This is a genomic window from Microcystis sp. M31BS1, assembly GCF_020245285.1.
Taxonomy (GTDB): Bacteria; Cyanobacteriota; Cyanobacteriia; order Cyanobacteriales; family Microcystaceae; genus Microcystis; species Microcystis panniformis.
Genome location: NZ_JADBVE010000095.1, coordinates 40,135 through 61,480 on the forward strand (window position 1 = coordinate 40,135; position 21,346 = coordinate 61,480).

The following is a 21,346-nucleotide window of genomic DNA, read 5'->3' on the forward strand; positions in this document are numbered from 1 at the left end:
CAACTTATTTGTGAGTTAATTTAAACTGTTCTTTGACGCAAGCTATGATTTTATTAATTATAAAATCACCATAGGTTATTTTAGAAGCAGCAAAGTGATAAGCAAAATAGGCATAATCACTACCATCAGTCACTTTCCCGCGATCACACCCGTCTACACCGACCTCAAAGCTAATCAATGTATAGCCCAACCCTTTAAGTTTGGCAGAGAGCTTTTCTTCAAAGCTCACCACTCAACATCATCCCCATCAAGGTCGTCATTGTTTGCTACAACTTTTTTTACAGCAGCTTTCTTAAGCGTCTTCGCAGGCAGGGGGATTTCTTCCCCCCCAAGAGCCGCTTCAAGAGCAGACCCACCAAAGTCAACAGCACCCTTCATCTTATCCTGCAACCACTGAGGAAGCTTATTAAACACTTCCATATCAGGATTGTAGAAGTCAAACAGTTTACTTGGGTTGACAAGAGCAGGGGCCTTAGCAGCCTCTTTAGGACGCATAGCAGTGACGGCAGCTACGTTCTCGTACTTCTTACCTGCGTTCTTACCTTTGCCCTCGTCAACAACTACAGTGACCATACAAGGGGCACCAATCAACTGAGACCAGTCGCCATCGTATTCACCCTTGGCGTCAAAGGCGTAATAGCGTTTGGTAGATTTGGCAAGTTCTGCTGCAAGGTTGTTGAAGGGCATTGTCTCTGACAGCAAACGAGGTTTGTCAAGAATATCTTCCCCGTCTTCGTCTTTCATAAACTCGTCGTTAAACTCATAAGTGAGCATAATCTCAAGTTTAGGTGGTTTGGCCTCTCCCTTAAATTCTCGTTGGGGCTGCACCCCAAGAATGAGAATTTGAACCAGACGGGCACCATATGTACCGGGTTCCATAGGTTCGGGGCGGTCGTTGTTGTCATTCCCCATAGGGACTTCTTTAGCGTTAAATCCGCTCATTTATCTTCCTTTAATGAATTTGGCTGTAAGACTGTCCAAACTGAATGTCTACACCAAGGGTTACGTTTAACTTAAGCTTTTTATTGGTTTTGTCAAGGGCTGAGAGAATAATTTTTTCCATGTCTTCCCTATGACCTTTCTTAATTTCCCACACAGCCTCGTCGTGAAACTGTGCAGTTAGTTGTGGTCGTGCTTTTAGCACAAATCTAATCCATGTATCGAAGCAATAAACACCTGTTGACTGGTTTGCTGTACTAAACCGATCTTTCTCATTTCTAAGTGTATACCAAAATTTAGAAACTGGATTATATAACCACGATTGGTCATTTATTGTTTTTACTGTAAGACTTTTGGCAAATGCTTCGATAGCCCAGTTCCTTTTCCAAAAGGCATCTAACAGTCTCTTGGCCTCTTTTACTGACACACCCATAGATCGAGCAAGTTTGGGGGCACCAATTCCGTATGTACTGCTGTAGTTAACAATCTTTGCAGGTTTTCTCAAATGTGCAATAGCACTAACCTTACCCGCAGCTTTATCTAGATTATGTTGGTCAATCTGTTCTTGTGTAATTGTGCCAGCAATTTTAACTAGGTCGAGGTGCGGGTCATAACCTGGCTTTGACATTTCCTTTACGTAGTCTGGGTCGTATGGAAATATATAATGACGTTTAGTCATATCTTCTAGAGAGTTCATATCACTACCACAAAGTTCGTAGCCCTCTCCAGCGATGAGACATCCACGAATTTCTTTACCGTAGGGCTTGTCTACACCGGGGAGATTTACAATCACCTTGTGTTTGAACCTTAGTGTATTTGTCAGTCCCTGAATATCAGCCTCTAGAAATCCATCCCTCTCGTTCTCTAGAAATCCCTCTAGAATTGAGATTCTATGATTAATGACAAAGAGGCCAGTAAGAGCAGATACAGCAGGTTCTCTCTCAGCCAAGAGTTCAACAGAGGGACATAGAATTTTATTCTTGTCTTCATCTTCTGCTTGTATTTGTGGAATAGCACGTTGAGTTCCATCATCCTCTCTAACGTATTTGAATGTTGCAGGCTCCCAGCCAAGACTGAATAGCCAGTCCTTGAGTTGGGCGTGAGACGTGGGCTTAGGTGGCTCATACCCTACAATGACCTTCACAGGCTCTGTATGGCCCTCTGGAAGCCCTTCTTGCCTCAGAAGCTCCAACCACCTAGCTCCGGTGACGGAGGGCGTCCCATCCTTCTTGTAGGGCTTTGCAGGAGGCTCTCGTTTAGCATAGATTGGTGTTGGTGGAAGGACAAGACGGAGAGCTTCTTCCCTCTCTTGTTTGGCCGGGATGAGTTTTGCTAATGTCTCCTTACAGAAATCAACATCAAGACGCCATTTGCTTTTCTTCTGCATGGCAGCACAGTTCATCTTGAAGGACAGATATTTGATAATGGGGAGATTGACCACCTCTTCTTCTGGTACAAGGTAGAGCTTAGAGAGATACTCACGTTGCTTGTTCCAGAGTTTGATGTTAATTTTTACATCTTCTTCGCATCTGTGTACATAATCTTCAAGAGAGAGGTTTTCCCAGTCTGTAATGGGGGGCTTAGGTACACCGAAGTCTTCTCCCCAGCTTTCCAAGCCATGTCTTACACGTTCTGGAAATAGGTACCACGAGAGGGCAAGAGTGTCGATGACCTGTGCTTTGATTGTGCAACCGAGGACACGAGTGAGTTCTGGAATGTCCCAACCCTGAATATTATGCCCAACTAGCAAGTCTTGACTTTCTAGCCACTCTCTCATCCCTGCATGAGTGGTGATGGAAGTGATTGAGTCTCCGTCTTGGTATGACACTGCATGGAATTTAGTTGGTCTTAGTGAATTTCCTTCTGTGTCAAAGACAGGCAAGTTAATCTCCTAGAAATTATCAGGACAAATTGCGACTAAAGCAATATTAGTTAAATCTTGACCTTGTGTATATTTTGGAGGGGCTGCAAGAGGTAGCCATACACAAGTTGCATAGATCAGTCCACTATCGGTTACAAAAGTAAGATACCCATACGAAGACCCATCATCACAATCTTGTGATTTTACCTCAATACTCGATACTTCGTACACCGTGGGTTTCATGGGACCACCGAAGTCAATGTGTAAAATTTTCATTTTTACAGCCATCTCCCTTCTTCTTCAATAGTCTCAAATCCATCGTACTCGTTGATGCGGTAACGACCTTGAACTTCTACAACTTTTAGGTCAGCAAAAGACCCATTGGCTCTATCCCCCAATTGTTTGACTACGGAAACAAGAATGGGGTCGTGTCGGTTTAGATGATGGTCGTAGAAATACTCAACTGTGGAATAACTAGTGATGTTCTTAAGTTTTAGGTAAAGTTCTTGAGCCTCTTCGCTCAGGTCAAACCCACCATAGCACCTATTAATTACAACTTCTCTCATTATACAAAATCCCCTAAAATTTTTTCCAGCTCTTTAATCTTAGCTTCTGCGTCTTTTAGCTTTAGGTCTAATTTACTATTCTCGGCGCATACGCCATGAAATTTATCGTAGCGAATATACCTACTAGGAGCAGTACCTTTCAACTCATTAACTAATTCAAGATGACGTTCTGCATCGCCGTTAGAGTAGAAACTTATTTCTACCTCGATAGGTGAGGTAAAATCCATTATACAAAATCTTCCATCTTAAAATTCAAACCCTCTTTGAACCCCTCAGAATGACCATCTTTGTAAGCTTTTTCTACTTCTTCAGTGCTGTCTTTCCCCGCATGGTAGCCTTCGTTGTATCCGTCATTGTAGGCCCCTTCACAGGCCACATTTTCCCCAATTTCAAAGGCTGTTTCCCAAGCATCTCTTGCAAAGTCCTTAAAGGATTTCTCTAAAAACTCGTAATTGAGTTCTAGATAATCTCCGAGATTTTGTTGGTCAAACCATTGCTCAAAAGTCAATTTTCTTCTCCAATTGTACAGGACTCTTTAAGTCTTTTTTTGAATTGAAAGGCATTTTGTTTAATAGAACTAATACCAACACCAGTAAGCGTGTGAACTTCATCCGCAGAATAACCTTTAATGACGTACAAAGTTAATACTTCCCTTAGTTTAACTTTTGATGAATACTTGCTAATCTCATTTACAATGTAATCCTTGTAATCCGAGATAAACTCCATAGGTAGTGGGATGTCTTCCGTAAGTACAACATCCTCTGTAACACCCCTAGACCGGATAAACCCAAGATACTTGAGTGTTGTATTGAAGAATACACGATTAAACCAAGCCTCAAAGTTATCGTTCTCTGAGTTTTTGTAATATTTCAAGGCACGTTCATAGGCTTCTTGAACACAATCTTCAGACAGAGAATAATCCTGCAAAGACCTAGAGGCTCGTCTGTATAGTTTGTCGTAGTTTTCTTTGTAATGTTGAGTGATTAGGTCTGACACATTATTATTCTTTCTATTGTTATGCTTTCTCTGGCATTAGATAATTATTGTTTCGTATGCTTTCTCTGGCATATGATTTTTTAAGTAATCTTCGACAGTTATAACTTCAAAATCGAGAAGATCAACTGTCCTTTCTTCCCCTAAGTATGGAAGAGGATAGAGATACCCATCTATAGGATAGAGATACCCATCTATAATCATATCAAAATGATCTGTGTTTATTGCTTCTGCAAAAGCATCTACAACTTTTTGTCTGACAGACTCGATAGAATCCCCATCAATAAGAAAGTTATACTGGTAATAGTCTTCGTAGTCCCAGCCGTTGTCGTACTTTACGATGTATTTCATAGCTCTAAAAACCTTGTTGTAGCTCGGTTCCAGTATAATGGAAAAGAACCCACTTCCCCAAACTCCCTGTCTTCCAAGAGTCGGATTACACGAGTGTTTCTAACTTCATCTGGCAGTGCTTCGTCTTTGTTTCCCTCGATACCAATCATATAGTTACATGACCTCATCATCGCCCTACTTCCTGCAAACTGTGCAGACAGTACATCACCACCAAGTTCATGGGGTGCATTACCCAGACTTGTATACTTACCTTTGGCGTAGGCATTCATACGTTGATCTTTAGATAGGTTTCCCTCTGGTGCTTTCAAGTGGCAGAAGATAAATATTACAATGTCTAGATCGAGGGCCATAGCAGAAAGTTCTTGAGAAATTCCTGCAAGATAGGTGTTGGCTGTCCCAGAATCAATACCGTTTGTTAGGTTTGTGATAGGATCAATAAAAATTACTTTAGCACCCCAACTACTAGCTGCAACAATGTCGTCTTTCAAACTCTCCCAACCAAGATGTTGGTACAGATTGACCATGACAAGTTTTTCTTTAAGGACAACACCAGCTTTGTCATATGCTTCATCGTCGAACTCAATGTCAGGATCATGAAAAGCTTTACGTGCAATCTTGCCTGCGAGTAATTTGTAAGTCTTTTTGTTGCTTTCCTCCGGCTTGGCCATGAAAACTTTTACGCCGTGCTGTTCGATAAAATGAGCAGCAAGTTCATTGAGAAACTCTGACTTCCCCATTTTGACGCCCGCACCAACATAAATCGTCTCTCCGTACCGAATGCCCCTTGTCTTTGCGTTAAGTTTTTCAAAGGGCCACGTTAATTCCCCATATTGGGCCTGACCCCTTGCGCTGTCGTGTACCTCTTCCCCAAATACAAGTCGTGTATTGTTTGGCTTAGTGGCATTAAACGAGAGGGCGGTGTATGCTGCCTTAGCTTTCCCCTTAATCAAGCAATCATTTGCATCCTTCTCTGGAAGATGGACACTCTTTGCATTAGGCAGGACAAGCATTGCTTTCTGTACAGCTTCCCTACCAGCCTTGTCGTTGTCGAAGCAAAAGATGACTTCTTTGAACAGCAGCTTAATCTCTTTAGCGTGTTGCTGCAAGGCTTCTCTGGCACACCCAGCCCCGCGAGGGAGGGATACAATAGCAGGGAGATATTCTTCCTTACCGTACATCTCGTAAATACGATCTACAGCACAGGCGTCTTCCTCTCCTTCTGTGACAATCAGCCTGTATGCACCAGATTTGCTAGCTTGTTCCCAATTGAACAGATCAGCCCCCTTGATGTCTCCAAGGGAATAGGTGTACTCCCCACTCTTGACCTTGTAGCCAACGAGCTTACCCTGTTTAGTGTACGGGAAGTATCTGGCTTGTGGGGTCTTTCCATCACGTTCAGATACAGAAACACGAACACCAAACTTCTCGAGGGTGGAAGCCCTAAGCTTTCGTTCAGGAAGGTCTAGGAATTGGTATGTACCTACTTCTGCAATCTCAGCCCTAATCTCAGCGTCAGTCTTTACTTTAGCAGGTTGTACATCAGAGGCTACAAGAGTTGGGGTAGTCTTACTTGAACAAGCAAAGCAATAGCTACTGATTCTTCCTGTTTCTTCATCAATAAATGTGACGTTCCCTTGCTTCGTTCCGCATGTATGATTTGATCGTTCTACTACCCTACTCGACATCAATCCTCCGTGTCGTCACTATCTACAATTACTTCGTACTCAGATGTGTACCTTTGTACCATTGCGTGCTGTCCCTCTGCGATATTTTTTTCATATAGAGTCATAGCCCTCTCCCAAGCTCTTTGTTGATCCCCAATCTCATTAGTGTATTCAATACGAATATTGCTCTCGGACCAATCACCGTGTTCTTTATTCAGACGAGTACATCTAACAACGTAGTACCCGTGAAACCTTTGTTCTCTATTTTTCATTTATATATTCCTAGTATGTATAAGGTTCACTACGTTCACTCTTATATATTTCTTATTCTTTTTTATCCTACCTACCTAAATACAAAGTGGGTATTGTCAAGGGGTTTGTCAAGGGGTAACTGAAAATATTTTTTTCAGGAAGGGGTTATTCGCTTCGCTCATGGCACAAAAAGTCATCTTTTTCTTGTACAAACCTCAAATCTTGCAAGATGCCCTCCACCTGTTCATCGTAACATAAATCTTTTTCTTCAAAAGTCAAGGGGCGGCGGTACGTTTATTGGCAGAGCTTCGCTCATCTTCGAGACGAGCATTATATTCTTCGTCTGTCTCTAACCTTTTGTAAGTCAGTATGATTTCAGCCTCGATACTGTCGTAGTAGCCTAAACTCGTTGCTATTTCAATTGTAAAATTACAAGCATCTGGGAAAAAAGTTGTTACTTTTTTAATTTCAGATTCTACTTGTGCTCTAAACGCTTCCCAACTACACTCCTCTATTCGAGTTTCACCATATATAATTTTTTTAGTCATCAAAACACATCCTTCATAAGAGTTTTAATACGAGCGATAGTGAAGCGGTTTAGCAGGTTGAAGTCAATCTTAGGATTTTTGAAATGCTTAATGATGTCCCACATCTCCTCTTTCACTAAATCATAGAAGACAGTCTGTAGCAATTGCGGGATACATTTAGAATGCCAACCATCATGCTGTAGTTCAATCTTGGCTTTTACTTTTTCAACAAGATGTATAGTCACATACTTATCAACAATCTTTTCTTCAACAATGTCTGAGCCAATAATAGGTGCCCCCATTGTTGCATAGTGTTTCTCCTTGAAGGCATTGGTAATGAGTTTGGCCCAGACAACATTCCCGTATTTGTTTTTCCAGTCGTAATTCTTGATGACAATGCCTTCACCAACACCCTTACCTTCTTGAATTAGGAATACGTTTTTCTCCAACATCTTTGTGTACATATCAAGCGTACCGTTTTTGATGATGGCTAGGGGTGGAAGGTGAGTGATTTCAAACTCGTCCAGAATGGGCTTATATTCGTCGTAGGACAGGTATCTCTTCTTCACGCTGTCCCATACGTCAAATACATAGAAGCGCCTCCACGCATCGTCTCTGTAAGTCTGAAGGCTATGTGGGACTAACCACTCTCCGTACAGGTGTAGATGAAAATGACAATCGAAGAAATTGGTAAAAATTTCTTGTGTAATAGCCCAATTGTAAAAACCCGCATTGTCGTTTTCAATAGAAAGTTCACGATTACGTGATCCAGCACACAACTTTAGGTCGTTGTTCACCCAGAGTTGGGCATTTGTTCCGTCAAGTTTGGGAAACACATATGTAGTGCCAAACTCAATGCCGTCAACCTCTTCCGTACCGAGACGTTCAAGGTGCATGTATTTTGTAAACATTACTCTAAACACTCCTTAAGCATTTCTTCCAGAGATAATTCAGGGTCTGCAAGAATTACCTCTTCCCATTTAACCCAAGGACCACCGCCAATATAATATCTTTCGTCTTCTGTCTTGCGGGTTGTGGGGCGACCTACGAACTGGCGAGAGTGTCCCCTCAACTCAACAGCAATAATCTCACCAATCTCAAACCAGTGATTGTTTATATTATTTATCACTCGGACAAGTGTTCCTTCTGGATACATGTCAAAAGACCTTCCTGTTTTGATCAAAGATGTCGAGATTTACTGCACCCCAAATGCGGCTAAAGGCAATGTCTTGGGCCTGACGAATACCTTCTTTCACCTTATTTTTCCAATCTGCCGAGTTAAAAATGTATTTGCTATTGTGCTTCATAACCACACTAACAAACTGTTCATACCCATCCATACTTACATTTGACATCACATCAATGGGGTCTTTGAATTGTTTGCAACTCTCTTTGAGCGTGTAGATGATGTCACACCACGTTTGGATACGACTGAAATCATCTGTGCTTTCCAGACAACGAAACTCCACCGACCCATATTTGAACAATGATGATAGGTTCATTGCACTGTATCGGATATTCTCGTCATCCATCTGCTTGAGATTTCCTCCCTCCACGCACCTCCACAGGACAGCAGAAAGATAACCTGCATCTTTTGCCCGCATACAGAAATGATTGCCCCTACGACTCTCTTCGCAGAAATCTACAATACATTCTTCTAGGATAAGGAAGATGGTGATGAAGTTGAACAGTTCAATGATTGAAAGCTGCTGGACATTGACGTGAACATGGGTGCCAGCCCGGTAGGTCTTGTCAACTCTAGCACCAGAGTCAACAAAGGATTGTTTTAGTTCGTTAAAAGCTTCTGTAAGCTCTTCATAAGGAACTGGCCTGTTGAGGACATATTCTCCGCTCTCCTCACCTCGCAGGGAAGCGTCACGCTCTCTACGCCACGTCATTGTTCCGGGAGGAAGATTGCTACCCTCAACCTCAATCTCCACACCGATGTCACCCTTAGCGGGCTTAAGTCCGGGGATAACATCAATTATCTTGGGCATCTAGGGTCTCCTGCAAATACTCATTTAGATAGAAATATTTTTTGTCCAGGGCTGGTTGTTTATCAAAAGTGCCTACACAACGACCTTTGTAATGTAAGGTCTTGTAATGCCCCACTGCAAAGTCTCGGGAGAAAGCTACCTTATCCTTACGTCTTGTCTCTACCAAAGCCAAAGCATCCCTAACCTTGGGATACTTACCAAGGATAGTCTGACTAAGTTCTTGGTAAGGCAGCTCAAAGAACCCTTCGTCCCCAACAAAGGCGGAGTTACCCCTGCGTAAGCCCTGCCTCCAATCATTCCGCATTGGCTTACGAACCAGGTAATAACAACTTACCCCATAGTTGATATACCCCAACGGGACAGGCTTTAGATTAAGAGTGTCTACGCTAACAAACTTGCCATCTCCATCTGCATCAGGCTCCTGTAGATCGTGTATCTTGCAGATAATACCTTCTTGTCTAGTTTTAGTCACTGAACTAACATAGACAGGCACTTCCCCCACCCTTACAATAGTTCCAGTGAGTCGTTGGCTGGCGTACTCTACATTATCATTGTACATTTAAAAAGGAGCCTTCTCCATTTTGTACGCATTAGGCTTCACAATACTACCTCCTTGTGCAGCGTAGATAGCAGACTTTTGATCGTTGTTGTCGATAATTTCTCTGGCAGTGAGGCCCGCCACTTTACTCTTATCTTTTTCGGGATTGTCAAACAAATCCTTCACTGCTGCAATTGTCTGATGGTAGACATATTTACGAAGATATTTCATCTGAGGGTTGAGCCAAGCATTTGATAATGTACGATATTCCATCCCGTAAGGCTTGGGACGGAAGCAACCTGCCTTCCCGTAAAGTTGACGACGACGAGCATCTGTGTCCCACAGGAGAGATGCAACACCCACTGTGAAATCCATACGACGAGCAAGCCGAGCACAGGCACTAAAATGTCCCGGATCAAGCGGGTCTACATCCGCAGTCCAGCCAACGTGGATGTGTCCAGAGGCTGTCCTAAAGGGTGTCTTGACATCAGGACGTGGGTTTGGCTCCATAGTGTAGGCATTGAAATCTGGCTCACAACCGAGCATCTTGGCTACATCCGGTTGTTGTTCGATGTAGTCTGCCCCGAAGTCAGCTACAGGTTTGTCAAAATACTCGTAACCCGGAACCATATTGAGGATGGTTGCCATCACTGCATCCAAGTTGCGAGTGAAACCATCTACACCAGCAGCAGGATTGATGTTAAACTCCAAGGCCATGCCGTCCACTTGTACAGCACCAAACCCCACTTTATGAGGTTTTTTCTTATCGCCGGGGATAAGGCCATGTGCTGAGACAGGCTTACCTGCTTGTGCTACAAAAAACTCTGGGTCAGCCCCTACGAGAATATCAAAGTCACGAACACCGTTATTCAACTTAACCAATTACATTCTCCTTTTCTGTATTGTCGAAAATATCCAAATACTCTTTTACAAGAGTGCTATCTTTACAACCTTCACAAACAAACGTATCGGGGTCTAACCACACAATCTTGTCTGCATTCCTCCAAGTCACAACATTTTCACACAGGCTGCACTTACAAACTTGTGCTTCCCATTCCCTACGAGTTATTTTTCCATCAAAATAGTTACGAACATCTCTTGGCTTACCTTGAATATCAGATTTAATCGCAAGGTAGTCCGGGTCATTATCAAGGGTTTTGTCTTTTATCTTTATAACCTCCGTTGGAGAAACATTAACAGACTGAACACATCTAACATTGTGCAGTACATAGCTTACGTTCTTCCGAAACTTGTAATAAAGCTTTTTACCGTTAACCCTGATCATAGCTGTTTTGTGAAAATCAGCAGCACCAGCACCACATACGTTAATAGCCACCTCTTCCCCATCAGCAGTTGCCCCAAAAAACTTTCCGTCATATTCATTTGGGCCAGTGTGGTGAAATTCTGTGATTTCTACAATTATATCCTCTCCCTTCGCAAAGTCGGCGGCTTTGGGAGGATTTACGAGGGGAACAACCTTTGGGCTACTTGTGCCATACTGACACATATTGTAGTCATCGTTGTCCCACCAACCTCCTCCATAACCCATGTAAGTGTTTTGCTTTTTTTGGACGACTGGTTCGACAAAAGGGTTTAGGGCATACTCCAAATGAGAGACTTTCATTGCCATAATGTCAAATTCGTAATGGGTATTTGGCTTCAGGGACACAATGTCATTATGCTCTATACCAAGCTTGCCCAAAACCCCCGACAACATCCATGCTTCTGAGGCCCAAAACACTGTGCCATCATCTTTACTGTACACGTATGATAGGGGCCGTTGGTCATTCCTCACTAGGTGAAGCTGCTCATCCCTTGTATCAAACCAAGACAGAGCCAATGCTCCATCTGCTCGGTCCCACACCCATTGAACATTTGGGTCTTTGTTTAGTTGTGAATAGATAATCTGGGAGTCTACAGGGAATTTTGAGGAGTTGTGGAAATCTCGAAGACTCCAACGATTGAGAGTGCCATTGTGAGCACCAACAACATGCTCAAATTCGTAGGGGTGAGCATTCTCTTTGGTAACAGCCCCTTGAGTAGCCCACCGATTGTGGCCGATAAGGGCATCAACCTTGCCGACATATGCTGCCCCAACAAATTTTGCTGGGTTAGCTTTGTAAAGATTTTCAGGAAGTCCTACCTCTTTGTAGACAGCATTCTCATACACCTTATCTTTTTGATTGAACGAGATAGCTGCAACACCAGTGCTGTGAGGCCCGCGCATTACATCGAGATGTAACAGCCACTTAAATGCCTCCCTCTCCTTACCGGAAATAGTCCCAGCTACGCCAACAAGTCCGCACATTAATTATTCCAATCCAAGATATACACGAATGTATTCAAAGTAGAGTTTTTGACATTCGTGGTTCTCATTAAAAAATTCTGGGTGAGGTTGGTAGGACAAGCATTGTGTCTCAGGAAAGAATACAGCCTCTACATCACGTTCACTATACGTTGTATCTTGTTTAAGAGAATTTGCCCAACCATCTTGTTTGTAGGTAGAACGGCCTGCTGTTGCGAGAATGAGGTAGTTGTCGGCTGTCGTGGGGTCCATCATCTGATGGTGGGTGGAACTTACAAAAACCTCTTTGCCGGAGACAAAATCATATACTGTATGTCCACCCCCAACAGCATGTCCATCAACATGCTGCCACATACGACCACCACTCATAACATTGAGGAATTGTGCCAGTTGTGTTATCGTGCGGCTCTTTATCCGCACTTCTATAGCTTCTTCTTAACTATAGCTCAGACTATATCATATTCTCATACATGCTTTAGGGCTAATGAAAACTATTTTGACTTATTTTCATCATTTGTTTTGTCAAAATATGTTAAGCATGTTAGAGAACCAGCGCGCTCTTGGGGGTATTACTGACTCAGAGAGTCTCGACCCCTAGTCGTTGCACCTTCAAACTCCTCGCGGAGTAAGCTTGGCTCAGGATAACCATCACAGGCTTCCCCTGAATTCACGCCGTGTTTTTTACCTAAGATCACTCTTAGGCTGGGCTACAATTAACCCCTACAAATACCAGCCATAGGGATGTCCCAGTTGTATTTGTTAAAGATGTTGGCCTCTTTGGCATCCCGCATGGGAGAGGAACCTGTTGCTGGGTGATATGGCTCACCGTACAGCATGGGGTCTACGTCAGACCCACCTGTAAACTGGATAAGATCACTGTCTTCAATATCCTTAACCACTTGCCAACCATTACGTAGAAACATTTGCTCATACTCTGCCTCTGCTCCTACGACATACACTTTAGATTTCATTTACCACCCTCTATGATGAGTTTCATATTTTGCACCAGATCAAGAATATCTTCATCTGTTTTGTACACGTAGTTCCTCGCAGGTTTGTAGTCAAAGATGTCGTGGTTTGCCCCTTTTGTCAAACTTTTTGGAATAATCCTGCTAAAACTGTTAGTCCCGATATTTCCAGACCCTCCCCAAACATTACTAATTCCGCTGTATGTGGGGCTTTCATTGTAAGATTTCACCCCCGGATTTGGTGGAGTGTTGTTAATGAAGTTTTTCCAGTATACTTTTGAAATTTCTGTGTGAAAAGGTACGTGACCATAACTACTTTGCAGGGTAAAACCAGATCGGTCTTTTGACAAAAAGTGAGAATACATGTAGGCTTCTGTGCCACCTACCCCTAGGTTAGTGAGGCGGTCCCACACTGCAAATCTATTTGGGAACTCTGAGAAGAGGCGGCTACCAATTGCAGCATTTGCTAGATAGTTGTTCTTCTGCCTGACATCTAGGATAAAACTACCTACTTCCAGGACATCTTCGGCAGAGGAATTGAGAAAACAAGCAGACCAAGGGGACTCTTTAATCAACCAATGAAAAAATTTCAGAACAGATTTGTCGTCAGCAATCCTCTTATGTGTCTGTACCTGAGATAAGACAGCAATAACCCCCGTCTTCAAACCTTCTGGAATATCTTTAGAACTGTCGATAAGAACTTTACCCTCAGCCTCGTTCAAAGAAGAATTGTGATTGCTCCCATACGACATAGAAGCATGACATGCTGTGTTGTTGGACACATATAGATAGGTTGGAGTGACAAATCCAACAACCGCACAGGAATCCTTGTAGGATTCGCCAACCTCTGCAAACTTTTTACGAGCTTCATCAAACATATTAATACTCCTTATAAGCCCGTATTGCTTCATTTGTTAGACAAGGGTGAATGAATTTACGATAGCCACCACGCTCTTGCACAACATCAATACGTTCTTTGCCATGCTGGACAATATAATCAAAAGCTTTGGCAGTGCATTCCTGACGATAGGGAGAAGTTTGAGACGGGGCTGAGTTAATCTCAAGGACATAAGCCTTGCCGTCTGCATCCACCATAACATCTACTCCACCAAAGTCTAATGATGACAGGAGGAAAGCCTCTCGTGCAACACGTACAGCTTTGAGGGGCCACTGGTCCCATCGCACGTTATCAAAGCGGCCCCCACGGGCCACATTCCATGCCACATCATCAGGATTACCCGGAGTCTTCTGTGCCACCCACACGACCCGCCCAGAGACGATGAACACACGATACTCGGCCACTTTGGGAATAAAGGCTGAGATGTAATAGTTACCCTCTCCATATCCACGGCAAACCCTGCCAATTTCATCACGATTAAATGCCCCGAACAAGTCGAGGTATCGTCCCTGATGATGTGTTGCACGTCGAATAACAATCCACTCTGGTCGGTCAACTTCTTTTTCGTATTCTTCCACCGAAAGCCAAGTCTTAGGGGCCAAGCCAGCGTCAGCAGTTAGCTTACGGAAAGCTGCCTTGTCGGCCACTTGATGAATGGCTTCTGCTGTATTAACCACTGTAACACCAGCAGGAAGGTTGGATGTACAACCCCAACGAAACACCATGTCAATATTTGGGGGGAAGGGTTGATCGTTACGTACATTGAGGATGCCTGTTTTGCTGAAACGAGAAATTTCTCGAGCAGAGGTACGCCCTAGTTTTTTCCTGCGGAACAATAGTGCTACCATTTTAATCTCCTATTCTATTAATATTTGCAAACGCTCCAAAGTATTCAGTCGCAGCTTTGTTGTAAGCTTCGGCAGCTTCAACCTCTGTTTCAAAAGACCCTAAGTGAATCTTTTTCCGAGGTAGGTGATGCTAGCCTGCCACTTCAACCTATGTTTGTGGAGGTACACGCCGCGATAGATCGACCCAACCCCAACTTTTTCAGTTGCTCTACTTCTTCTTCTAGAGTCATTCTAAACACTCCTTTAGCATGTCTTCAAGAGACATGGTGTTACATGGACGAAAAACAGTCATAAACCTAGCTGTACGGCCAAGCGACCCTTTCCGTATGTTATTGATAAACCACACAAATTCAGGATAGCTCTCTTTCTGCTTCTTAAAAGAAATTAAATCCCCCGGCATAGTTTCGCCCCACCCTCTAACAACTTCGTAAGGCTGCCCAAGTACAATGTCGTAGACAATTCCATCTCCGCTCCTCACTACTAATCCAACCTCAAGCATTTTTACCAACCTCGCGAATACTTCAACCAACAATTTGGGTCAGGGATATTTTGCTGGACAAACTCATCAGATACATCATCCCAAGTTTCTAATTCGTCCCACCACATTTCCTCAAAACACATTTCGCTGTGGGAGAGGGGTTTCATTTCATAAAATTCTGCACATTCTTGGATGGACTTAAACTGGCCCATCAATTCTTCCACTGATGTCTCTCTCATTCTAATTCTCCATAAGAAGGCCACAGAGGGCCTGTGTGTGTGTTTTAGGTAGGGTGGTATAGGCTAGGCCACAGATGGGGCTGTAGGGGCCTTCTTACGCTCTCTGGGGCCATCTTTAGGACGGAACTTGGACATTGCCATGTATACAGGGTCAAGAAGGCCATCTTTTGCCATAACACAGAGTTCTTCCTTGTCGTTCTTTATGATAGGATACTCTTTGCCCACTTCATACCAAGGGCTTGCTGCATAAGTGCAGATGTAAATGTCTCCTGCTTTCATCTTTTACCTTCCTTGAGCACCACTGGACGTAGACAATTAAAACACTTTACTTCTTCAGTTCCTTCAATGAAGCTATGAATTGGTGTGTTACATGGCCTCACTTTACCGCCGTATGTTACTACAGGATGCTGACACTTTTGCTTAGTGCTTATACGTCTAAGGAGTTTCATTCTAAACACTCCTTCAACATTTGTTCTAGGCTATTAGGCGGGCCAACCAACATTAAATCCCCCTCATGGTAAATATTCGTACCACCCGAGAGCCACCTTACATCGTATGGCATACGCTTCTTTGACGCAAACCCACGGACATTGTTTTCCTCAACAATTCCAACTTCATCGTGGGGATTATAACTTGAATCCATGTAACGGTCTCTACCATCCGCGGAGAGTCTTACTAGGTCTCCCACCCTAAACATTACACACCTCTTCAATTTCGACAGTTACGTGCTTGTTCCTAAAGGGTTTTTCTACCTTCTCTGCCAAGCTACGAGGAGTTTTGGTGTCAGAAACTACCTCATGTAACACTTTCTTGGTGAGCTTATTCACCACTTTAATCTTGTGTTTCTTCATTCAAGACACTCCCTTAGCATTTCTTCAAGACTCAAAGGTAGTTTCACAAGTTCTAAATGACTAGGCAAGGACCACCCATCCCAATCCTCTTCTATCCATTTGACGCGTACGGATATGCCGTCCACAGCAAGCACCCTGCCGTGTCCACGACACAGGCCTGCATAGCCATTAAAAATAGTTGTGTCAAGTTGTACTACATCTCCAATTGCAAACTTTGGCTCTGCCATCAACTCATCCCCGGCATAATTTGTATAACACCAACATCTTCTTCTTCTACAAACATACTTTCTGGATAGGCAATTAATCCGTTAGAAACTTCTAACACTTCCACAATGTCTGCATACTTACTGCCATCCATCCCTTGTTCACCAGTTGTTGTCACTTTTACAACTACCTTAACAGAGTCAATCTCTAGCGTAAAAATAGAGCAACAACTTTTGGCAGTAAATTGATTGTTAAAAATCAAATCGGCCCCATAAGATGTCTTTTCCAAAGACAAGATTGAGGATACTTTTGTGACAGGATTGTACGCAACTGCGAGTTTTGCCACATCTTGTGCAAAGGTTGGGGAGGATAGGCACATAAGAAAAGACAGAGCAGAGATCAGTTTCATGTCAGCCCTCATACTTCTTGAGTTTAGCCTGTAGTTTTCCCTGATTCCAAGGCCCCCACCCCTCGTTAGCCGCTGTGGCAAGGGGAAGAGCCGTAGGCTCTTTCCATTCTTCGATTAAGTCTCCGTCAGATTCTCTCCATGCACGTTCAAAACCTTTGTCTGTATAAGTTTTGAAGCCCTCCTCCCAGTTGTAGGTATCGCAAGGATCGTCGTGGTATTTCATAGGCCCCACTTTGAATCCCGCCCGATTTTTGTAGAATTTACCCTCTTCAATTTGCATCATGCCACCTCTTTTACACGTTCACTGTTGAAACGAAGCCACTCATTCTCTCTGTCTGTGAGGATGATGGCCTTGGGATAGATTGAGACATCCCCCAGACGACGCTTGGCTACAGCAAGGGCCACACGTTCATAATTTTTCAGAGTCATGTTCTTGAACTCTGAGGCGTCTTGTTCTTGTGATAGGAACACAATTGCTGTGAAGGTGGGGATGAGGATGTAGTCGAACACACCGGGTTTACCAACCACTTCTTTCTTAACAGTGGTGCCAGTGGTGGATGCAACGATGATTTTCATTTCAGATTTCCTTATGTGGCGCTTGAAGCCTCGCTTCTCGCCTGTTACGCAGCCATTAGAATAGTCAAACGAAGCGTGCTGCTATGCTTCGTCTGTGTTGGGAGAAGGGCTAGATGATAATCGCAAAAAATCACCCTCTTCATACAGTTTAGCCAAGATTTTGAAGCAATACTCTCTGCTACCAGTACAAATGTAATTTCTTGCAGGCTGTGACCCAAAGTTTGTTGGAACAAGGGAGTATAGTGAAAATCGTTGAACACCATTCTCAACAGATTCTGCATGAATGTGATATGTGATTGGTTGAGGAATCTTTTCTTTCCAACTACTTAACATCTGTGTCTTCTCGTAAGACCTTTATGGCATTGCCATCTGAACGCATCCAGTGGGTCATCTGGCCTTGGCCCGGCCAGTGCTTCGCCCTGCTCTTTGGAGATTGTCAGTGTGCTTCCAACAATATCGGGTTGCCCCGCGAACCAGTCACGCAGGGACATGCCATCATCACGCACGCTCATGGCGTCACCATCAAGAACAGTATCAAGAAGGCAAAAATAGCCACGGTAAACAAAGCATCGAATAACATTATTTAAACACTCCCCCCGCACGCAAGGCTTCAAATACCCGCATCTGTTCTGCTTCCGACATGTCTGCATTATAGAATGCCATTGCAATCTTGCGGAAAAGCGGATTATCGCTCAGACGTACATACATCTATTCCATCCTTTCTTTCATACGCTGGACAACCCCAGCAGGCACCCCATGCACATTACCAAAATCATTCTGGCACAGGATGGTGAAAACCGTATAGCCATATTTCTTGGCCAAGTCTTTGTACGGTTGCATCTCCCAGAGACGGGTGAATGTGTTGGAAACGGCAATGGTGCTATTTTCCCCCGTCCCGTCAATGTCCATCATTGCCTCCACCCTACGCTGGCAGTCTTCATGAGCCTTGCCGACATCAGCAGGGACGAACACATATTCCCCGTCTTTCTTGAAATAGTCATCAGCTTCAAAAACATAATGGGCAAGCTGACGGGCCAATGTGCTCTTCCCGCTGCCCGGAATGCCCCGGATGAGATAGAGGGTTTTCATCTTGTTTCCTTTCTGTTATTGTTCAAGAAAATGAAAAATCAGGCCACGCCCCAGTGAAAGCCCGTTCAAGCTTCTCAAATAGACATTTAGCAGTAAGTTCCTCTGTTGTCCAGTAAACCTGATGGCCATTGACTTCAACAGAAAAACCTGTAGCCCCCGACCGGAGTTCCAAAGTTGTGCGGTCACTCTTGCCGAACACTTTCAGCATAGCATTCCTCCGAATGAAAAGAAGTGGCACCTGCCACCATCCTGCGCGTTCCTGTCACGAAAAAGATAGCGCATTGCTGCGCTAGCCCTCGGTTCATTTCTTCGTGATCTTGCCGAAACAGATGTTTCTGTAGTCAACACCGGCTTCGACGTGTGCTTCCATAGCGGGAAACAACGCCTTGGCTGTCCGTTTTGTTTCGACGAGTTCCCAGTTTTCGTCGCTTGTTTCCTGCCCGGCTGGCCGTATGTACAAACCCCAACGCATGTCGTTTCCTTCCGTGAATTGAAAAGGAAAAAGGCCGCTGCATTTCTGCAACGGCCCCCTCGATGTTCAGTGTGCAGGTTCGCCAACCACCTTAGCAGCTTTCACCGCTGCAAGATTGGCCTGCGCCCGCGCCAGAATCTCACCGATGTTGAATCCCTCGGTCATGCGTGCCACAAGATAATCAGTGATGTGTCTTTCAACAGCCGCGCTGGCCTTGTCGGTCACTTCACGTTTCTTCTGCACCTTGGGGGCCAGCTTGTCATCAAGAGACTTCAGAAATGCCTTGTCATTCCAGCCGACCTTGGCCTGGATCGCATCAGTGACTGCGCCATAACCGTTGCCAAGGGTGAAGCCTTCGTTGCCCTTCCACTTGTGAGTAATCTTGCCGCCCGTCGCATGTGTCTTGGAATAGGCAAAGGTCAGGCTGTCACCAAAAGCAAGCCGCACAATTTTCTTCACCTTGCTTGCGTCCCCCGTTGCACTGGACAGCACGATGAAACGGGAAAGACCATCCCAGTCGCAATCCTTTGATGCCACACGATGAATGAGCTTGTCCAGAAGGACAAGCCCTGTTGCGGCATTGCGTTGCGCCCCCTTGAAATAGAGGTCAACATCCTTTGCCGTCACGTTACGCTCAATCTGTGCCATAGATATTCTCCTAAATGGCTAGTTGCCTTGCCTATCTGACTGCACCTTATGGTAAAGCCCTGACAAAACATGAAGGCACACCCCATAACAGGATGTGCCTATAATTTTGTCTCTTACACAATGCACAAAGGAATATAAGCTTTCGCCCCTACTCAACCCTGCCCGTCACCGTCCAGTCAATCGCCCTACTTTCTTTTGCATATTATCCAACAGGCTCAATTTCGTTGCGTCAACCTACTTAAGCAACAGTTGCATTGTGTCATTACAGCGCGCGGCCTATTATATCCGCCACCCTTTCGCTATGCTGCACCTACTAACTCTCCGCCAATTCGCCAAGCCTGCTATGTACCTATATGAATTGCCATGTAGGGCAATCCGCTTCCCTTGCCGAAACCTGTCACGGTTTCCTAGCTGTACCTATAGCAGATTAACTACTTTGGATAGCTTTCAACGCAACACCGCTATCGGTGTTCTGCGCCTTGCGATACTCCCCGGAAAAGGTTTGTCAGACCCTTTCCCATATCGCGCCGGTTAGGCATATCTAGCAGACTATCCTTTATCCCCTTCTAGGCATAACCTAAGTTTCCCCAGATCATTGCCACAGGCAAATTCGGAACAGTCAGGCACTAGCGCCAAGCTTGTAAATAGGTTAGGGGAAAGGCTTGCGCCCCTCGAGTTGCCCTATAAATGGACCTTATCAAAGGCCCATTGCTAAGTCAACTGTTATTTTTCGCCTTCACGCTTTTGTGAGGCGCGCGCTTGCGCTCAATCACAACGTCACGCTTAGGCCGGTTCTGCCGATCTGGCCTAGGCTTAACAAACCGGGGTTTGTCATCATCTGTTGCAGGTGTCAACAGATAACCTTGTGTCGTGACCATCTTGGCCTTGCCGCGCACAATGTCAATAGGCATGGCGTTTCCGCCCGGCAAAGAAAACTTTTGCCCCCCGTCTAGCCGCAATTCCCGAGTGAACTTCTGTATGCTGTTCCGCATTGGCCCGTCATCAGACAGTACGTCATCCTTAGGCAAAGGACCGATAGCAGGTTTGTCCTGTTCCCTGTCTATACAGCCAAGGCTATGATGTTCGGCACGTCTAGCCTGTGCCTCAAGGTCAGTCTTTCCCCTTGGCAAGGCCAGCGTTAGCTTGGCTTTCTTGCCGCTTTTCGGTGTCGGCGCGCCATTGTCGCCTAGCAATGGCTTGTCACGCAAAAACCCTTGCATTACTGCCCCTCTCAGTGCTTGTCGTTTCGATGCCACAAGGTATGGCACAAGGCAGGGGGAATGTCCATTCACAAAACCGTGAATAAGACGACCCCTGTGTATATACAAAGGATAAGACGCAGGCGCGTACACGTACACGCGCGTTAACACGTTTTGGACATAAGGTCAATGGGGTAGGGGTTTACGGGGTATAGGTAAGAACAAAATCCCTAATTTCCCCTCAAAATAAGAATATTAGTCCGATTTTAGGAGCCATTTCCGCTAAACCATTGATTCTAAACGCTTTATGGGCTGGATAAGGCACCCGGGGCAGGGGCTACGAGGGTTTGGGCGTATTTATAGACACCCACTGCCAAAAATCAGGGAAAATAAGTCGTAAACCACCCCGTCATAAGCCCTTGTTTTCGCTAAATAATACGAATAATGTGCTATAGTACAGCAAGCTGTAAGAAC

The 21,346-nt window shown here is 44.4% G+C and carries 30 protein-coding genes; 1 reads left to right on the top strand and 29 read right to left on the bottom strand.

The window, feature by feature from the left end:
* Window positions 1–4 precede the first annotated feature (4 nt).
* The 25 genes from IM509_RS05575 to IM509_RS05695 form a co-directional block, all read right to left on the bottom strand.
* Entirely contained in the window at window positions 5–229 is a 225-nt protein-coding gene (locus tag IM509_RS05575; RefSeq protein WP_287716630.1) for a hypothetical protein, read from the bottom strand.
* Window positions 226–942 (bottom strand): phage replication initiation protein, NGO0469 family, encoded by a 717-nt coding sequence (locus IM509_RS05580; protein WP_287716631.1) that lies wholly within the window; start codon window positions 940–942, stop codon window positions 226–228. Before IM509_RS05580 ends, IM509_RS05575 begins: the two co-directional genes overlap by 4 nt.
* Before the next feature lie 10 nt (window positions 943–952).
* Window positions 953–2,821: a DNA polymerase gene (locus tag IM509_RS05585; RefSeq protein WP_287716633.1), complete on the bottom strand. Its 1,869-nt coding sequence runs from the start codon at window positions 2,819–2,821 to the stop codon at window positions 953–955.
* A gap of 257 nt (window positions 2,822–3,078) precedes the next feature.
* Window positions 3,079–3,366, bottom strand: a complete 288-nt coding sequence (locus IM509_RS05590) for a hypothetical protein (RefSeq protein WP_287716635.1) — start codon at window positions 3,364–3,366, stop codon at window positions 3,079–3,081.
* On the bottom strand, window positions 3,366–3,593 hold the full coding sequence (locus tag IM509_RS05595) for a hypothetical protein (protein ID WP_287716636.1): 228 nt from the start codon (window positions 3,591–3,593) through the stop codon (window positions 3,366–3,368). Before IM509_RS05595 ends, IM509_RS05590 begins: the two co-directional genes overlap by 1 nt.
* Window positions 3,593–3,874, bottom strand: coding sequence for a hypothetical protein (locus IM509_RS05600; protein WP_287716637.1), 282 nt, complete (start codon window positions 3,872–3,874; stop codon window positions 3,593–3,595). The genes IM509_RS05595 and IM509_RS05600 overlap by 1 nt, the downstream gene beginning before the upstream one ends.
* Entirely contained in the window at window positions 3,871–4,362 is a 492-nt protein-coding gene (locus IM509_RS05605) for an RNA polymerase sigma factor (RefSeq protein WP_287716638.1), read from the bottom strand. The genes IM509_RS05600 and IM509_RS05605 overlap by 4 nt, the downstream gene beginning before the upstream one ends.
* Window positions 4,363–4,398: 36 nt before the next feature.
* The gene (locus IM509_RS05610) at window positions 4,399–4,710 is read right to left on the bottom strand and encodes a hypothetical protein (protein ID WP_287716640.1); all 312 of its coding nucleotides are present in this window, start codon (window positions 4,708–4,710) and stop codon (window positions 4,399–4,401) included.
* Window positions 4,707–6,395 (bottom strand): DnaB-like helicase C-terminal domain-containing protein, encoded by a 1,689-nt coding sequence (locus tag IM509_RS05615; RefSeq protein WP_287716642.1) that lies wholly within the window; start codon window positions 6,393–6,395, stop codon window positions 4,707–4,709. Before IM509_RS05615 ends, IM509_RS05610 begins: the two co-directional genes overlap by 4 nt.
* A gap of 506 nt (window positions 6,396–6,901) precedes the next feature.
* Window positions 6,902–7,174, bottom strand: a complete 273-nt coding sequence (locus IM509_RS05620) for a hypothetical protein (RefSeq protein ID WP_287716644.1) — start codon at window positions 7,172–7,174, stop codon at window positions 6,902–6,904.
* Window positions 7,174–8,064: an RNA ligase family protein gene (locus IM509_RS05625; protein WP_287716645.1), complete on the bottom strand. Its 891-nt coding sequence runs from the start codon at window positions 8,062–8,064 to the stop codon at window positions 7,174–7,176. The genes IM509_RS05620 and IM509_RS05625 overlap by 1 nt, the downstream gene beginning before the upstream one ends.
* The gene (locus tag IM509_RS05630) at window positions 8,064–8,309 is read right to left on the bottom strand and encodes a hypothetical protein (RefSeq protein ID WP_287716647.1); all 246 of its coding nucleotides are present in this window, start codon (window positions 8,307–8,309) and stop codon (window positions 8,064–8,066) included. Before IM509_RS05630 ends, IM509_RS05625 begins: the two co-directional genes overlap by 1 nt.
* A gap of 1 nt (window position 8,310) precedes the next feature.
* Complete coding sequence (locus IM509_RS05635; protein ID WP_287716648.1) at window positions 8,311–9,150, bottom strand: amidoligase family protein; 840 nt, start codon at window positions 9,148–9,150, stop codon at window positions 8,311–8,313.
* Window positions 9,134–9,709, bottom strand: a complete 576-nt coding sequence (locus IM509_RS05640; RefSeq protein WP_287716649.1) for a hypothetical protein — start codon at window positions 9,707–9,709, stop codon at window positions 9,134–9,136. Before IM509_RS05640 ends, IM509_RS05635 begins: the two co-directional genes overlap by 17 nt.
* Entirely contained in the window at window positions 9,710–10,561 is an 852-nt protein-coding gene (locus IM509_RS05645; RefSeq protein WP_287716651.1) for a putative amidoligase domain-containing protein, read from the bottom strand. It lies immediately after the preceding gene.
* Between the two features lies 1 nt (window position 10,562).
* On the bottom strand, window positions 10,563–11,996 hold the full coding sequence (locus tag IM509_RS05650; protein ID WP_287716653.1) for a class II glutamine amidotransferase: 1,434 nt from the start codon (window positions 11,994–11,996) through the stop codon (window positions 10,563–10,565).
* A gap of 3 nt (window positions 11,997–11,999) precedes the next feature.
* On the bottom strand, window positions 12,000–12,362 hold the full coding sequence (locus tag IM509_RS05655) for a hypothetical protein (protein ID WP_287716655.1): 363 nt from the start codon (window positions 12,360–12,362) through the stop codon (window positions 12,000–12,002).
* A gap of 344 nt (window positions 12,363–12,706) precedes the next feature.
* Window positions 12,707–12,964, bottom strand: a complete 258-nt coding sequence (locus tag IM509_RS05660; RefSeq protein ID WP_287716656.1) for a gamma-glutamyl-gamma-aminobutyrate hydrolase family protein — start codon at window positions 12,962–12,964, stop codon at window positions 12,707–12,709.
* Window positions 12,961–13,839, bottom strand: coding sequence for a hypothetical protein (locus tag IM509_RS05665; RefSeq protein ID WP_287716658.1), 879 nt, complete (start codon window positions 13,837–13,839; stop codon window positions 12,961–12,963). Before IM509_RS05665 ends, IM509_RS05660 begins: the two co-directional genes overlap by 4 nt.
* Window position 13,840: 1 nt before the next feature.
* On the bottom strand, window positions 13,841–14,707 hold the full coding sequence (locus IM509_RS05670; RefSeq protein ID WP_287716660.1) for an ATP-grasp domain-containing protein: 867 nt from the start codon (window positions 14,705–14,707) through the stop codon (window positions 13,841–13,843).
* Between the two features lie 501 nt (window positions 14,708–15,208).
* Complete coding sequence (locus IM509_RS05675; RefSeq protein WP_287716661.1) at window positions 15,209–15,424, bottom strand: hypothetical protein; 216 nt, start codon at window positions 15,422–15,424, stop codon at window positions 15,209–15,211.
* 63 nt (window positions 15,425–15,487) lie between these two features.
* Complete coding sequence (locus tag IM509_RS05680; RefSeq protein ID WP_287716663.1) at window positions 15,488–15,703, bottom strand: hypothetical protein; 216 nt, start codon at window positions 15,701–15,703, stop codon at window positions 15,488–15,490.
* Between the two features lie 798 nt (window positions 15,704–16,501).
* Complete coding sequence (locus IM509_RS05685; protein ID WP_287716665.1) at window positions 16,502–16,888, bottom strand: hypothetical protein; 387 nt, start codon at window positions 16,886–16,888, stop codon at window positions 16,502–16,504.
* Between the two features lies 1 nt (window position 16,889).
* Window positions 16,890–17,171 carry a hypothetical protein gene (locus tag IM509_RS05690; protein ID WP_287716668.1) on the bottom strand — a complete coding sequence of 94 codons (282 nt, stop codon included), beginning with the start codon at window positions 17,169–17,171 and terminating at the stop codon, window positions 16,890–16,892.
* Complete coding sequence (locus IM509_RS05695) at window positions 17,168–17,464, bottom strand: hypothetical protein (protein ID WP_287716670.1); 297 nt, start codon at window positions 17,462–17,464, stop codon at window positions 17,168–17,170. Before IM509_RS05695 ends, IM509_RS05690 begins: the two co-directional genes overlap by 4 nt.
* 335 nt (window positions 17,465–17,799) lie before the next feature.
* On the opposite strand from IM509_RS05695, the gene IM509_RS05700 reads away from it, so the two are divergent.
* A complete protein-coding gene (locus tag IM509_RS05700; protein ID WP_287716673.1) occupies window positions 17,800–18,051 on the top strand; it encodes a hypothetical protein in 252 nt (83 codons plus the stop codon).
* Here IM509_RS05700 and IM509_RS05705 read toward each other — a convergent pair.
* From IM509_RS05705 to IM509_RS05720, 4 genes are all read right to left on the bottom strand, one after another.
* On the bottom strand, window positions 18,044–18,172 hold the full coding sequence (locus IM509_RS05705) for a hypothetical protein (RefSeq protein ID WP_287716675.1): 129 nt from the start codon (window positions 18,170–18,172) through the stop codon (window positions 18,044–18,046). The genes IM509_RS05700 and IM509_RS05705 overlap by 8 nt on opposite strands.
* Window positions 18,173–18,553 carry an AAA family ATPase gene (locus tag IM509_RS05710; RefSeq protein WP_287716677.1) on the bottom strand — a complete coding sequence of 127 codons (381 nt, stop codon included), beginning with the start codon at window positions 18,551–18,553 and terminating at the stop codon, window positions 18,173–18,175. It abuts the gene before it with no gap.
* A gap of 538 nt (window positions 18,554–19,091) precedes the next feature.
* On the bottom strand, window positions 19,092–19,673 hold the full coding sequence (locus IM509_RS05715) for a hypothetical protein (RefSeq protein ID WP_287716679.1): 582 nt from the start codon (window positions 19,671–19,673) through the stop codon (window positions 19,092–19,094).
* A gap of 716 nt (window positions 19,674–20,389) precedes the next feature.
* Window positions 20,390–20,893 (bottom strand): hypothetical protein, encoded by a 504-nt coding sequence (locus tag IM509_RS05720; protein ID WP_287716681.1) that lies wholly within the window; start codon window positions 20,891–20,893, stop codon window positions 20,390–20,392.
* Between the last annotated feature and the right edge of the window lie 453 nt (window positions 20,894–21,346).

Excerpts from the sequence above, each read along its gene's own strand:
- IM509_RS05710 (WP_287716677.1), bottom strand. The coding sequence starts at position 18,553 with ATGAAAACCCTCTATCTCATCCGGGGCATTCCGGGCAGCGGGAAGAGC.
- IM509_RS05620 (WP_287716644.1), bottom strand. The coding sequence starts at position 7,174 with ATGACTAAAAAAATTATATATGGTGAAACTCGAATAGAGGAGTGTAGT.
- IM509_RS05685 (WP_287716665.1), bottom strand. The coding sequence starts at position 16,888 with ATGAAACTGATCTCTGCTCTGTCTTTTCTTATGTGCCTATCCTCCCCA.
- IM509_RS05650 (WP_287716653.1), bottom strand. The coding sequence starts at position 11,996 with ATGTGCGGACTTGTTGGCGTAGCTGGGACTATTTCCGGTAAGGAGAGG.
- IM509_RS05720 (WP_287716681.1), bottom strand. The coding sequence starts at position 20,893 with ATGCAAGGGTTTTTGCGTGACAAGCCATTGCTAGGCGACAATGGCGCG.
- IM509_RS05680 (WP_287716663.1), bottom strand. The coding sequence starts at position 15,703 with ATGAAAGCAGGAGACATTTACATCTGCACTTATGCAGCAAGCCCTTGG.
- IM509_RS05665 (WP_287716658.1), bottom strand. The coding sequence starts at position 13,839 with ATGTTTGATGAAGCTCGTAAAAAGTTTGCAGAGGTTGGCGAATCCTAC.
- IM509_RS05635 (WP_287716648.1), bottom strand. The coding sequence starts at position 9,150 with ATGCCCAAGATAATTGATGTTATCCCCGGACTTAAGCCCGCTAAGGGT.
- IM509_RS05655 (WP_287716655.1), bottom strand. The coding sequence starts at position 12,362 with ATGAGTGGTGGTCGTATGTGGCAGCATGTTGATGGACATGCTGTTGGG.
- IM509_RS05715 (WP_287716679.1), bottom strand. The coding sequence starts at position 19,673 with ATGGCACAGATTGAGCGTAACGTGACGGCAAAGGATGTTGACCTCTAT.
- IM509_RS05660 (WP_287716656.1), bottom strand. The coding sequence starts at position 12,964 with ATGAAATCTAAAGTGTATGTCGTAGGAGCAGAGGCAGAGTATGAGCAA.
- IM509_RS05690 (WP_287716668.1), bottom strand. The coding sequence starts at position 17,171 with ATGATGCAAATTGAAGAGGGTAAATTCTACAAAAATCGGGCGGGATTC.
- IM509_RS05595 (WP_287716636.1), bottom strand. The coding sequence starts at position 3,593 with ATGGATTTTACCTCACCTATCGAGGTAGAAATAAGTTTCTACTCTAAC.
- IM509_RS05580 (WP_287716631.1), bottom strand. The coding sequence starts at position 942 with ATGAGCGGATTTAACGCTAAAGAAGTCCCTATGGGGAATGACAACAAC.
- IM509_RS05630 (WP_287716647.1), bottom strand. The coding sequence starts at position 8,309 with ATGTATCCAGAAGGAACACTTGTCCGAGTGATAAATAATATAAACAAT.
- IM509_RS05705 (WP_287716675.1), bottom strand. The coding sequence starts at position 18,172 with ATGTATGTACGTCTGAGCGATAATCCGCTTTTCCGCAAGATTGCAATG.
- IM509_RS05590 (WP_287716635.1), bottom strand. The coding sequence starts at position 3,366 with ATGAGAGAAGTTGTAATTAATAGGTGCTATGGTGGGTTTGACCTGAGC.
- IM509_RS05675 (WP_287716661.1), bottom strand. The coding sequence starts at position 15,424 with ATGAGAGAGACATCAGTGGAAGAATTGATGGGCCAGTTTAAGTCCATC.
- IM509_RS05625 (WP_287716645.1), bottom strand. The coding sequence starts at position 8,064 with ATGTTTACAAAATACATGCACCTTGAACGTCTCGGTACGGAAGAGGTT.
- IM509_RS05695 (WP_287716670.1), bottom strand. The coding sequence starts at position 17,464 with ATGAAAATCATCGTTGCATCCACCACTGGCACCACTGTTAAGAAAGAA.
- IM509_RS05640 (WP_287716649.1), bottom strand. The coding sequence starts at position 9,709 with ATGTACAATGATAATGTAGAGTACGCCAGCCAACGACTCACTGGAACT.
- IM509_RS05615 (WP_287716642.1), bottom strand. The coding sequence starts at position 6,395 with ATGTCGAGTAGGGTAGTAGAACGATCAAATCATACATGCGGAACGAAG.
- IM509_RS05610 (WP_287716640.1), bottom strand. The coding sequence starts at position 4,710 with ATGAAATACATCGTAAAGTACGACAACGGCTGGGACTACGAAGACTAT.
- IM509_RS05670 (WP_287716660.1), bottom strand. The coding sequence starts at position 14,707 with ATGGTAGCACTATTGTTCCGCAGGAAAAAACTAGGGCGTACCTCTGCT.